This is a genomic window from Winogradskyella litorisediminis (genome assembly GCF_042675765.1).
Classification (GTDB): Bacteria; Bacteroidota; Bacteroidia; order Flavobacteriales; family Flavobacteriaceae; genus Winogradskyella; species Winogradskyella litorisediminis.
On the sequence record NZ_JBHTJL010000009.1, the window covers coordinates 691,368 to 702,645 of the forward strand.

The 11,278-nt window shown below is 34.3% G+C and carries 12 protein-coding genes and 1 tRNA gene; 8 read left to right on the forward strand and 5 right to left on the reverse strand.

The features are described 5' to 3' along the window. Positions 1-8 precede the first annotated feature (8 nt). Genes recJ through ACFQ1Q_RS05400 form a run of 3 tightly spaced genes read left to right on the forward strand, consistent with a single transcriptional unit; the run spans position 9 to position 4,108 of the window. The gene (recJ, locus tag ACFQ1Q_RS05390) at positions 9-1,700 is read left to right on the forward strand and encodes a single-stranded-DNA-specific exonuclease RecJ (RefSeq protein ID WP_386128752.1); all 1,692 of its coding nucleotides are present in this window, start codon (positions 9-11) and stop codon (positions 1,698-1,700) included. A 26-nt stretch (positions 1,701-1,726) separates the two neighbouring features. After that, positions 1,727-2,851 (forward strand): OmpA family protein, encoded by a 1,125-nt coding sequence (locus tag ACFQ1Q_RS05395; RefSeq protein WP_386128754.1) that lies wholly within the window; start codon positions 1,727-1,729, stop codon positions 2,849-2,851. 3 nt (positions 2,852-2,854) lie between these two features. Continuing rightward, positions 2,855-4,108 carry an MFS transporter gene (locus tag ACFQ1Q_RS05400; RefSeq protein WP_386128756.1) on the forward strand — a complete coding sequence of 418 codons (1,254 nt, stop codon included), beginning with the start codon at positions 2,855-2,857 and terminating at the stop codon, positions 4,106-4,108. On the opposite strand, the gene ACFQ1Q_RS05405 is transcribed toward ACFQ1Q_RS05400, so the two are convergent. Together ACFQ1Q_RS05405 and ACFQ1Q_RS05410 are read right to left on the reverse strand one after the other, a co-directional pair. Continuing rightward, a complete protein-coding gene (locus ACFQ1Q_RS05405) occupies positions 4,105-4,857 on the reverse strand; it encodes a UDP-2,3-diacylglucosamine diphosphatase (RefSeq protein WP_386130173.1) in 753 nt (250 codons plus the stop codon). The two genes, ACFQ1Q_RS05400 and ACFQ1Q_RS05405, sit on opposite strands and share 4 nt — an antisense overlap. A gap of 102 nt (positions 4,858-4,959) precedes the next feature. Beyond that, the gene (locus ACFQ1Q_RS05410; protein ID WP_386128758.1) at positions 4,960-5,412 is read right to left on the reverse strand and encodes a 6-pyruvoyl trahydropterin synthase family protein; all 453 of its coding nucleotides are present in this window, start codon (positions 5,410-5,412) and stop codon (positions 4,960-4,962) included. Positions 5,413-5,535: 123 nt separating this feature from the next. Between ACFQ1Q_RS05410 and ACFQ1Q_RS05415 the strand changes: the two genes are divergently transcribed. Then, a complete protein-coding gene (locus ACFQ1Q_RS05415; protein WP_386128760.1) occupies positions 5,536-6,165 on the forward strand; it encodes a 2OG-Fe(II) oxygenase in 630 nt (209 codons plus the stop codon). Between the two features lie 139 nt (positions 6,166-6,304). On the opposite strand, the gene ACFQ1Q_RS05420 is transcribed toward ACFQ1Q_RS05415, so the two are convergent. Both ACFQ1Q_RS05420 and ACFQ1Q_RS05425 read right to left on the reverse strand, forming a co-directional pair. Continuing rightward, positions 6,305-7,639, reverse strand: a complete 1,335-nt coding sequence (locus ACFQ1Q_RS05420; protein ID WP_386128762.1) for an MATE family efflux transporter — start codon at positions 7,637-7,639, stop codon at positions 6,305-6,307. Continuing rightward, complete coding sequence (locus tag ACFQ1Q_RS05425; protein WP_386128764.1) at positions 7,636-8,136, reverse strand: GNAT family N-acetyltransferase; 501 nt, start codon at positions 8,134-8,136, stop codon at positions 7,636-7,638. The genes ACFQ1Q_RS05420 and ACFQ1Q_RS05425 overlap by 4 nt, the downstream gene beginning before the upstream one ends. 36 nt (positions 8,137-8,172) lie before the next feature. Here ACFQ1Q_RS05425 and ACFQ1Q_RS05430 point away from each other — a divergent pair, with 36 nt between their 5' ends. From ACFQ1Q_RS05430 to ACFQ1Q_RS05445, 4 genes are all read left to right on the forward strand, one after another. Beyond that, complete coding sequence (locus tag ACFQ1Q_RS05430) at positions 8,173-8,970, forward strand: universal stress protein (RefSeq protein WP_386128766.1); 798 nt, start codon at positions 8,173-8,175, stop codon at positions 8,968-8,970. A gap of 184 nt (positions 8,971-9,154) precedes the next feature. Then, entirely contained in the window at positions 9,155-10,228 is a 1,074-nt protein-coding gene (locus tag ACFQ1Q_RS05435) for a BamA/TamA family outer membrane protein (protein ID WP_386128768.1), read from the forward strand. A 124-nt stretch (positions 10,229-10,352) separates the two neighbouring features. Then, positions 10,353-10,595 (forward strand): GIY-YIG nuclease family protein, encoded by a 243-nt coding sequence (locus ACFQ1Q_RS05440; RefSeq protein WP_386128770.1) that lies wholly within the window; start codon positions 10,353-10,355, stop codon positions 10,593-10,595. Beyond that, positions 10,586-10,659, forward strand: a tRNA-Ala gene (locus ACFQ1Q_RS05445). The genes ACFQ1Q_RS05440 and ACFQ1Q_RS05445 overlap by 10 nt, the downstream gene beginning before the upstream one ends. Before the next feature lie 60 nt (positions 10,660-10,719). On the opposite strand, the gene ACFQ1Q_RS05450 is transcribed toward ACFQ1Q_RS05445, so the two are convergent. After that, the gene (locus ACFQ1Q_RS05450; RefSeq protein WP_386128772.1) at positions 10,720-11,169 is read right to left on the reverse strand and encodes a ferritin-like domain-containing protein; all 450 of its coding nucleotides are present in this window, start codon (positions 11,167-11,169) and stop codon (positions 10,720-10,722) included. Positions 11,170-11,278: the final 109 nt, after the last annotated feature.

Here is an 11,278-nt window from a genome sequence, read left to right on the forward strand (position 1 = left end):
TTATAAATATGCGTTGGACTATTAAACCAAAACCAGAAATCTCAAAGATTGAAGCACTTAAAAACGCGCTCAATGTTGATGAGACAGTAGCTACACTTTTATTGCAACGCGGTATTGAAACCTTTGAAGACGCCAAAACTTTTTTTAGACCAAGTTTTGATGATTTGCATGACCCATTCTTAATGAAAGATATGGATAAAGCTGTTGCCCGAATTGAAGCAGCCATTTCTAATGGCGAAAATATTCTAGTTTATGGCGATTATGATGTTGATGGTACCACATCAGTGGCTTTACTTTCTTCATATTTAAAAACAAAAACCGAAAATGTTGCAACCTATATTCCAGATAGATACATAGAAGGTTATGGTGTTTCATTCAAAGGCATTGATTTTGCAGACGACAACGGTTTTAGTTTAATAGTTGCACTCGATTGTGGAATAAAAGCCATAGATAAAGTGGCTTACGCTAAGCAAAAAGACATTGATTTTATTATTTGCGACCATCACAGACCAGGCGAAAACATTCCAGATGCTGTAGCCGTTTTAGACCCTAAACGTAACGATTGTAACTATCCATTTAAAGAACTTTGTGGTTGTGGAGTTGGTTTTAAATTGATTTCTGCACTAGCCGAGAAAGACGGAAAATCACCTGAAGATTTAGTAGAATATTTAGATTTAGTAGCCACGGCCATTGGCGCTGATATTGTTCCTATTGTAGATGAAAATAGAGCTTTAGCCTACTTCGGTTTGCAAGTAATCAACAGTAATCCTCGACCAGGAATGAAAGCTATGATTGCTGAGGTAAAAAAAGACCAATTGACCATTACAGATGTTGTTTTTATTATTGCGCCACGTATTAATGCTGCTGGGCGAATGAAACACGGAAACCACGCTGTTACTTTACTTACGGAAACCGATTTTAATCTCGCAGCTGAGTATGCCGTTGATATTAATAACTACAATTTAGACAGGAGAGAAGTAGATAAGCAAATTACCGAAGAAGCTTTAGTTCAGATTGAAGAAAATAACGAAAAAAATCGTTTTACTACAGTGGTTTATGACGAAAACTGGCACAAAGGCGTTATTGGTATTGTAGCTTCTCGCTTAACTGAAACTTATTACAGACCAACTTTAGTTTTTACAAGAAGCGGTGATAAATTAGCGGCTTCGGCACGTTCCGTTAAAGGTTTTGATGTTTATAATGCGCTAGAAGCTTGTTCAGAATACATCGAACAATTTGGAGGTCATAAATACGCAGCAGGTTTAACGTTACTTCCAGAAAATTATGAAGCTTTTAAAGCTAAGTTTGAAGCTGTAGTTAAAGAATCAATTGATCCAAAATTACTAACTCCAGAATTGAAAGTAGATTTAGAAATTAATCTCAACGATATAGATGAAAAATTAATGCGAATTATCCACCAGTTTGCACCTTTTGGCCCAGGAAATATGACACCAGTATTTATGACGCAAAATTTAAAAGATACGGGTTACGGTAAATGTGTTGGTGAAGATGATAAACACCTAAGGTTCACGGCAACACAAAATGGACGAGGTAAAATCGTTGCTATTGGTTTTGGTTTAGGTGAAAAATGTCATCTCATCCAGAATGGAAATTTATTTTCGGCAGCTTATACCATTGATGAAAACGATTGGAATGGCAATGTGAGTTTGCAATTAAAATTGAAAGATATTAAAGCTTAGAAACCTAGTTTGAGGTATAATTAAATATGAAAAACCACTTAATTCTTCTTTTACTCTGTATTTGTCAAAATATATATGCTCAAAATTTGGTGCTTAATCCGAGTTTTGAAGAACACAAAGATGAACGTTGCAATGTGTATTTGAGTGGTTTTGATAGGTCTATCTTAAATTGGTCAACACCAAACAAAGGAACAACAGATTATTTTGATACGTGCAGTAAAAAAATGGGTACAACCAATTATAATGGTTTTCAAGAGCCTAAATCTGGAAACACTTATGCTGGTATTTATGTCTACACAGATAAAAACTATAGAGAATATATTCAAGGAGAACTTTCGGAAACTCTTAAAAAAGGAGAAACTTACACGTTCAGTTTTTACTTGAGCTTAGCAGATAATGCGTCATATTCAACAAATGATATCGAAGTTTTATTTACAGAAGAAAAATTAATATCATGCTACCATTCCAATAGATGCGAAAAAGCGATAAAGCCTTCATCTGCGACTAAGAAACGTTTTCAAATGTATTCAGATTCAGATAAAAATTTCTTTTCCAATAAGACATCTTGGGAATTATATACTGTCGAATTTACCGCAAATGGTTACGAAAACTATTTTTCGATTGGAAATTTTAAACGAAATTCCAAAACCAACAAACAACGCGTTTTATCCAATAGTCCATATTTGTTTTCGTATTATTATATCGATGAGGTATCGTTGACTTCAAATTCAAATAAAGATAAAGTTTCAACATTTGAAACTATTGAAATAGACAAAGTTCAAGATGAAGAATTCAAAATAAAACCAAACGAAACCTACACGTTTCAAAATGTCTTATTCGAATTTGATAAATCGGATTTATTACCAGTTTCGTTAGCCGAGCTAAATAAATTACTCGATTATTTAAAAGTCAATTCCAATCTAAAAATTGAAATATACGGTCACACCGACAACGTAGGATTAACTTCAAGAAATACCGAATTATCTAAAGAACGCGCCAAAGCTGTAGCAGATTATTTAATTTTGAAAGGGTTGAACACAAACCGAATTGCATCCTTTGGATTTGGAAGCTCTAAACCAATTTCAGAAAACAAAACTGATAGCGGAAGACAACAAAATCGACGTGTAGAATTTAAACTCTTAAAACTTTAAACTTTGGCAAAAAACGACCCATATGCTGCGTTACGCATCAAAGAATTCAATATTTTTTTATTGTTACGTTTTGCTTTGGTTTTAGGTTGGTCTATGCAATTTGTGGTTATCGAGTGGCAAGTCTATTCTTTAACAAATGATAAATTAAGTTTAGGAATTATTGGTGCTTGTGAGTTTATACCTGCTTTTTTTATGGCACCATTTGCAGGTCATATTGTTGATAGAAAAGAAAAACGAAATTTATTCGCGTTAATGATAACGCTATTTTCATTAATAAGTTTTGGATTATTTTGGCTAACCTCACAAATCATTGAAGCCGCTTGGCAAACCAATTCTATTGTATTAGCCATTTACGCATTGGTGTTTTTTGGCGGTATTTTACGCGCCTTTTTTGGGCCAACGATATTTTCTTTAATTGCTTTATTGGTTCCAAAAAAGATTTATCCTAACGCTGCAACTTGGAGTAGTAGTACTTGGAAAGGCGCATCAGTTGCTGGCGCACTTTTTGGTGGATTTTTAATCGCTTGGATTGGCGTACATTATACATTAGGTATTATTTTTTTATTAGTAATGTTGGCTTTAGTAATGGTGTTTTTCATCAAAAAGAAACCAATTTTAAATAAAAATATTGGCGAATCGGTTAAAGAAAGTCTTGCGGTAGGTTTACGCTTTGTTTTTAATGATAAAGTCATTCTTGGCGCATTAACTTTAGATATGATTGCTGTATTATTTGGTGGTGCAGTTGCCATTTTTGCTGTATTTGCAAAGGATATTTTAGACGCAGGTTCAGAAGGTTTTGGAATTTTAAATGCTGCGTTATCACTAGGAAGCATCTTAACCATGTTAGCTACAACTCATATACCAATAACAAAGGGCACTGGCAAAAAATTGCTTATTGCGGTTATTGGTTTTGGATGCGCTATGATTGTTTTTGGCGCCTCAAAATTATTTTGGTTAAGTGTCGGCGCTTTGTTTGTTGCTGGAATTTTCGATGGTGTTTCAATGGTGATTCGTCAAACGATACTTCAATTAAAAACGCCTGACGAAATGCGTGGACGTGTTGGCGCTGTAAACTCTATGTTTGTTGGTTCTTCTAATGAGCTTGGTGCTTTTGAAAGTGGTGTGGCTGCCAAAATTTTTGGTGCGCCTTTAGCCGTTGTTTTAGGAGGAATTGCAACATTAATTACTGTTACAGCAATCGGAATTAAAAATAAGCCGTTAAGAGAGTTGGATTTAACTGATGAAATTGAAGATTAAAATTTCTTTAACTCAAATCTTTCACCATCAAATTCGCCGTACGTAAAATATTGAATCCAATCGCCAAGATTTATGTATTTAGAATATTCATTCAGCTGAATTTCTAACGGTAAATGCCTGTGTCCAAATACAAAATAATCACGGTGTTTATCTTCTAATTTTTTTCGGCTATAGATGGCAAGCCATTCATTATCCTCGCCAAGAAATGTGGCATCATCATCGCCAGAAATCATTTTGTTTTTTACTGAGAAATATTGTGCTATTCGCATGCCGATATCTGGATGTCCCCAACGAAACAACCAATTAAAAAATCGGCCTTTAAAGACTTTTTTCATGCGTTTGTAACCTTTGTCTCCTGGACCAAGACCATCGCCATGACCAATGAAAAAATCCTTGTTACCGAGTTGAAATTCGTGAGGTTTATGATAGACAGGTATGCCTAATTCTTCTTCAAAATAACCGTTCATCCATAAATCGTGATTACCTACAAAATAGTGTATTGGTATTCCTGAATCGGCGATTTCAGCCAATTTCCCTAAAGTTCTTGTAAAGCCTTTTGGGATAACAGTTCTGTATTCAAACCAAAAATCGAACAAATCTCCAAGTAAAAAAATGGCCGCTGCATCTTCTTTAATTTCATCTAACCAAGCCACAAATTTCTTTTCGCGAGGACGCGAGGCTTCAATCGTTGGTGCGCCCAAATGATTATCTGAGGCGAAATAGATTTTTTTTCCTAATGGGATTTGTATGTGTTGGATTGTATTGTTCATTTAAAAGACCTTTCGTATTGCTTTGCAATGTGCTTTCAGAAATAGTATTTCTTCAACCAAAGCTCAAGGTGACATCGTTCTCTAATCGTTATCCGAAGCAAACCACTCAGCAAAACTGGTTGCGGTTTCTTGAAGTTTTAAAGAATGTAGTTTTATGGTTTCAGGTAAATGTTTCTTTATTTTTTCGGCAAAATCAATTACCATCATTTCACTTGTTGGTTGGTAATCTACCAAAAGTACATTGTGTCCGCGGTCTTGTAATTCTTTAGCCAATTCTACATGTGGCGTATTTTTGTTAAATACTGTAGCGTGGTCAAAGACGTCCACAATTTCGGCTTTTACAATACGTTTTAGGTCACCAAAATCGATTACCATTCCAAATTTTACATTCGTATTATCCGAAATAGGTGTACCGATGACCGTTACATCTAGGCGGTAACTGTGCCCATGAACATTTTTGCACTTGCCATCGTAACCGTAAAGTGCGTGGCCAGTTTCAAAAGAAAATTGTTTTGTTATGCGAATATTGCTCATGCCTTTGTATATAATGTTGCAAAGATATTATAAATGTAAAAAGAATTGCTTTTTAGATTACATTTGCTCACTTTTTTTAAATAAAGGAAATAATGAGTTGTATTAAATTTAGTATTACCTAAGGTGAGTAGCTTATTTGAAGCTATTCCGTTTTCTGAAAATCCGTTGTATGAAAGAATTATAGCAGATATTTGGAGCCAGAAGTATAGTGTTGTTGATAATTTTTTTACGCAAGATGAAGTTTTAGCGCTAAGAGAATCCTTACTTCTAAAGTATGAAGAAGATACATTTAGAAAATCTGCAATTGGTAGCAAAACTAATGAGATTGTAAAAAAATCTATTCGTGGTGATATTATTTTATGGATTGATGAGCATGCTACTAATGAAGCGGAGAATATGTTTTTTAATAAGATTAATGACTTAAAAACATATCTCAACCGAACCTGTTTTCTTGGGATTAATCAAAAGGAATTTCATTATGCTATTTATCCAAAAGACACCTACTACAAAAGGCATTTAGATACGTTTATGAACGATGATAGAAGACGTCTGTCTTTTGTTTGTTATTTAAATAGTGAAGACTGGAAACCAGAAAATGGCGGTGAGTTGGTCTTGTATTTAAAAGACGAAGAAAAGATTATTTATCCTTTTCCTGGTAAGGTTGTTATTTTTGAGAGCCAAGAACTAGAGCATGAAGTAAAAGTTGTTGCTACGCCAAGATTAAGCATTACAGGTTGGTTAAAAACTAGGTAAAAGTTATCTACGTCCCTTTCTTTTATTTACAAAATAAACAATGATTAAGACCAAACCCAATAAAAGAAATAGTCCATTTCCGCTAAAAAAAGCCATGATATCTTCCATAATTTTTTTACTGTCAATTTATCGACCAAATTTAAGGGTTTTGTGCAAGTGAACTGTATGTTTTTCTGAATTTTATAATCAGAGGAATTCCACGAGCTATAATCCAAAGTGTAAACGCGATGAAAATTCCGGTTAATTTATAATTAAAATAATCGAAAATTAATAAAGTTGGAATAAACACCACAAATGTTGAAAGTAGTAGTAAATTCCGCAAGTCCGCCATTCGGCCTAAGCCTTTAAACACTCCATCAAAAATAAAGGCGAGCGCACAAAGTGGTTGCATGGCAAGAACAATCCAAAAGACGTCATAAAAGGTGTTAAGAACTTCTGGGTCGTTGCTAAATAAATTCCCGATAGGATAGTAAAATATTGCGCCAATAATAGCAATTATAAAACCAACACCGATGCCATATTTAATTAGAATAGTACTTAGTTTTATGAGATGATTGTATTGTTTTCCGCCGAGTAACCTACCGCCGAGAATGTTGCCTGCGCTGGCGTAACCATCAATTAAAAATGCACCCAAAAACCATAAATTAATGGCAATGGTATAAGCTGCGATATACTTTGTCCCGTATTTTGTAGCATAGCTTGTAGCAAAATAAAGTGTAACATTAAGTGCCAATGTTCGTAAAAAAAGATTAAGAATCATAATTGTAAATCGCTTAATTTCTTTATTAAAAGGAAAGGTAACTAGTAATGGGATTTCTGTTTTTTTCAAAATAAAAAATCCTGAAAGTAGCGCCATTAAAACTTGCGCTATAACACTTGCATAGGCAGCACCTTTGATGTTTAGAGCAGGAATGAAACCATCGATTCCATAAACCAATGCGAAGTCTAAACCAATGTTTGCCAATGCGCCAACAATAGCTATAACCATTGGATAAAAGGTGTTTTGAAGTCCGCGAAACGTACCAAAAACAGCAATTGTAAATAAGGTAAACGGAAAGCCAAACACCCTAATATGATAATAATCAACACTGTATTCTAAAATTAAATAGGAAGCGTTATAGAGCTTAAAAATCTTCGAAGCAAAAGGAAAAGTAACCAAAATAATAAGCAAGCTAAGCGATGTAATTAAAAATATAGCTTGGGCTGGCAGATTTTTTACATCATCTAACTTATCTGCGCCTAAGTATTGCGAAATAATAGAAGAAATGGCACTTCGGGTCTGCCCTAAAACCCAAATCAACATCGATAAAAAAGTAGATACAATACCAACGGCAGCAAGAGATTCTGTGGCGTTTAGTTTAATATTGCCAACGATTGCAGCATCAGTTAACGACAAAATAGGCTCAGAAACACCTGCAATTAGAGCAGGAATAGCCAATCGGTTTATGTTTTTAAATGTTAGAGGATTGCTCACAATACAAGTTCGTAACAGTAAAATGGATATTCGCTTTGTTTTGGGAAATAAATATTTCCTAAGCGTTTATAACCGCGAAGTTCGTAAAACTTTTGGTTTCTTTTGTTTTGTGAAAATGTGTCTAATCTTATTGAGGTATAATGAGTTTTTTTTGCAAAACTTTCAGCAAAATCCATTAATTGCTGAGCGTAACCTTTCCCTTGATATTTTGGGTGAATGGCTAGTCTATGTATGTACAGATTATGTTTATTTTTAGTGAGCCATTCAATCGGGATATATTCCTCATCCATTACATTAGAAAGCACGATTGAACCGATGATTTCATCTTTGATTTCTAAAACAAAAAGTTCGTTTCGAGTCACGTCATTTTCAAAAGCTGTTCTATTAGGATAATGTTCGTTCCATTGAAAAATACCTTTGCTAATCATGTATTTGGCGCAAGCTTTGGTGACTTGCATTAATGCATCAATATCGGTAAGTGTAGCGCTTCGAATCATTAATAATGTTTACTTTTGTGGTTAAAATATACTATCATGAAAAATATATTAGTTCCTGTTGGATCGTCAAAAAATGCAAAAAGCCATTTGCAGTATGCGGTTGATTTTGCAAAAGAATTTGGTGCAAAGGTTTACGTTGTTCAAATATATAACGTTTATACCAAAGCAGGAACAATGATAAAAATTGACCATATTTTGGAGCGTGAAAGCCAAACGTTTTTAGACGAACATGTGGCGTCCATTGATAAAAAAGGTGTTGAGGTAATTACTAGGGTTTTTAAAGGAAAATTAATTGACACTATTGAATTGGCAGCGAAAGCCTTGGATGTAAACCTTATAGTTTTAGAGCCTCGCACAAATTCTGTCAATGATGATGTGTATTTAGGTAAAACCTCTGGAAAGATTGTAAAGCAAACTCAAATTCCGGCATTAGTTGTGCCAGAAGGTTATGTTTATAAGCCTATAGACTCTATTATGATGGCAGTTAAATCGGCTATTTTAAAGCGTGAAGATGCTTTACGCCCTTTACGAGCAATTAAAAACCACTTTTCTTCAAAGTTGAATTTACTATTGGTTAAAACACCAAATCATACGCCTTCAGATTTTGAGATAGATGATGAATTAAAAACTTTAATCGACAAAAAAATTGAGTCTAAAAACGCCACAACTTACCAAGGTGTTTTAGAGCATTTCAAAGCGCTTAACCCAGATTTGCTTTGTGTGGTGAGGCGTAAGCGCGGTTTTTTTCAAAAATTATGGGAAGAAAATACTGTAATGCGTAAAGACTTTTATATTTCTGAAGTGCCTGTTTTAATTCTTCGGGGTTTAAAGTAGTTGTGACGCAAAACAGTCAATCAAAATTTTATTTATTTTAATTTTTAAAAAGCCTCAAGAGTACATTTACGTCTTGATACTTACATATTTTATGGCTATTACAGTTAAACCTAAACTCATATTCATTTTCTTTATTTTCTGCTTTTTGTTTTCAAACAACGCAAGTACTCAGGATTTTGAAAAAATGAAAGAATTTTTCACTTTCTATCCTAATAAAAAAGCAGTAGAGAGAGACTCAACGATATACCTTTCAAAATTTATATTGGCGCCAGTAATTAGTTACTCGCCAGAAACAAATTTTGGATTTGGTACAGGTGCTAAATATCTGTTTAAATTTAATGGTAGTGGAGACGAGACGCGTGTTAGTAATATGCCGCTTAGTTTTCAGTATACGCTTAATAATCAGTTTATTTTTTACTCAGGTTTTGAGATTTTTACCAATCAAGAAAAATGGGTTATTGAAGGCAATATTCAATTTCAGAATTACCCAAGATTATTTTATGGTCTAGGCAGAAATAGTGATGAAGAAAACGAAGAGCAATACGATTATTATCAAGTTTTAGTTGAGCCTATTTTTTTAAAGAATGTTTTTGCTAAATATCTGTTTGCTGGAGCAGGTTTTAGATACAATCAAATTTTTGAAACTAATGTTGAAGCCAACGGTATTTTAGATACAGAACGGCCAGAAGGTTTTGATGGGTCTCGTTCAATGGGTATTGAGGCTGCTGTACTTTACGATAGCAGAAATAATATACTAAATGCCCAAAACGGTTGGTATTTTGAGTTTACTTATGGTGTTTATGATGATGCTTTTGGAAGTACTCAAAATTTTGATTTAACACGTTTCGACTTAAGGCATTACTTGGATGTATCAGAGAAGAATGATGATATTTTAGCATTTCAAGCCATAGGACGATTTTCTCGTGGTGACGTGCCTTTTAATGAATTATCGTTATTTGGAAGTTCAGAAATTTTGAGAGGTTACCGTGAAGGTAGGTTTGTTGACCGTGATTTATTAGCCAGCCAAGTAGAATATCGTAAAACATTTAAAAATTCCAGATGGGGCGCAGTTGCTTTTGTTGGTGCTGGTGATGTTTATAACGATGTATCTGATTTTAAGTTGGGAGACTTGCGTTTTAATTATGGCGCTGGCGCACGCTTTATGGTAGATAAATTAGAGCGCTTAAATATTAGACTCGATTGGGGTTTTGGTCAAGGCTCTAATTATTTGTATTTAGGTATTGCAGAAGCTTTTTAATATGGCTTTTTGATTTTGTGTAAGAAACATTTTTATATATTCGCTAGACAATTTGGGGAATTAGCTCATTTGGCTACCCGCCAGAACGAAAGGTTCTTTCGGGCTGGGAGCGCGACAATAAGGTATGCATTATGTATATATAATATATAGCAATAGTTTTGATAGGTATTATGTTGGAATGACAAAAGACATTTCGGTAAGGCTTAACTCGCATAACGCTAAAAAAGTGAAATCTACAAAAGCATTTGTTCCTTGGGTTGTAAAGTATATCGAAGAATTTGAAACAAGAATTGATGCGCGAAAAAGAGAAAAATACTTAAAGTCAGCAGCAGGAAGACGCTGGCGAAGAAATAATATGGGGAATTAGCTCATTTGGCTAGAGCGCTACGCTGGCAGCGTAGAGGCGACCGGTTCGAATCCGGTATTCTCCACAATAAAGCAAAAAAAAGAGCATTTTTAAATGCTCTTTTTTAATTTATATATTTTGAAAATTATGCTAAATCTTCGAGTGTTTTAATTCGGTTTAGCTCGTTTTCAATAACGTTTTTCTGACTTTTTAATAGCGACTTTGTCGATGTTGGCAATGTCGTTTCGTTTAATACGTCATTATATTCGCTTACGGCTGATTTTTCGCCTCGGATAGCTTCTTCCAACATAGCTTCCGAATTGTCGGTGCTAAACAGTGCTTTTGTATCCATCCAAGCTCTATGCGCTGCTCCTTTTAAGCTTCCGCCTTTATCAACTTCTTGGTTAAAAGATTTAATTTCAGACTTTAATTGGTGCCCAAAATCATAGCGCTGTTGCGCCTTTGCTTTAAAAAAAGTTTTTAGTGCTGAATGATTTACATTTTCAGCTGCTTTTTTATACCCTTTTTCTGCGTCGTAAGTTCTTTCTAATAAACCGTTTAATTTGTTTCCTACTTCTTCTGTGTAATTGCTCATCTTCATTTAATTTTTATGTTTATAATTCCTAAATAGTTTAATCAATAATTTGATTATTAGGTTACTATAAAATTAAGCAACAAGTTGGATTACCGCTTGTTGGTAAGGA

Excerpts from the sequence above, each read along its gene's own strand:
- ACFQ1Q_RS05430 (WP_386128766.1), top strand. The coding sequence starts at position 8,173 with ATGAAAAATATATTAGTTCCTGTTGGATCGTCAAAAAATGCAAAAAGC.
- ACFQ1Q_RS05450 (WP_386128772.1), bottom strand. The coding sequence starts at position 11,169 with ATGAGCAATTACACAGAAGAAGTAGGAAACAAATTAAACGGTTTATTA.
- ACFQ1Q_RS05440 (WP_386128770.1), top strand. The coding sequence starts at position 10,353 with ATGCATTATGTATATATAATATATAGCAATAGTTTTGATAGGTATTAT.
- ACFQ1Q_RS05410 (WP_386128758.1), bottom strand. The coding sequence starts at position 5,412 with ATGAGCAATATTCGCATAACAAAACAATTTTCTTTTGAAACTGGCCAC.
- recJ (WP_386128752.1), top strand. The coding sequence starts at position 9 with ATGCGTTGGACTATTAAACCAAAACCAGAAATCTCAAAGATTGAAGCA.
- ACFQ1Q_RS05395 (WP_386128754.1), top strand. The coding sequence starts at position 1,727 with ATGAAAAACCACTTAATTCTTCTTTTACTCTGTATTTGTCAAAATATA.
- ACFQ1Q_RS05425 (WP_386128764.1), bottom strand. The coding sequence starts at position 8,136 with ATGATTCGAAGCGCTACACTTACCGATATTGATGCATTAATGCAAGTC.
- ACFQ1Q_RS05435 (WP_386128768.1), top strand. The coding sequence starts at position 9,155 with ATGAAAGAATTTTTCACTTTCTATCCTAATAAAAAAGCAGTAGAGAGA.